A 276-nucleotide genomic window follows, 5' to 3' on the forward strand; every position below is an offset into this window, starting at 1 on the left:
TTCACATACACCCCGGAGCGCATCAGCCGCAGATAGCCCGCATGCGCCTCGGTCGGGTTGCCCAGGATCACCGGCACGATCGCGGTTCCGTGATACTCGGCCTGATAGCCCTGCCGTGCCAGGCCGGTGGCCATGTACTCGGCCGCGGCCAGCACCCGAGCCCGCCGGTCGGGTTCACGCCGACTGACGCGCAGAACCGCGTGGGTGGCAGCCGCGGCGGCCGGCGGCAGGCTGGCGGAAAACACATGACCTGAACCGTTGTGCCGGATGTAGTCC

The 276-nt window shown here is 69.2% G+C and carries 1 protein-coding gene; it reads right to left on the reverse strand.

The window, feature by feature from the left end; all coding sequences use genetic code 11:
* On the reverse strand, positions 1-276 hold a 276-nt coding region (locus DIE06_RS38075; protein ID WP_124665755.1), incomplete at both ends, for an aminotransferase class I/II-fold pyridoxal phosphate-dependent enzyme.

This window comes from Burkholderia sp. Bp8998, from assembly GCF_003854235.1.
Classification (GTDB): Bacteria; Pseudomonadota; Gammaproteobacteria; order Burkholderiales; family Burkholderiaceae; genus Burkholderia.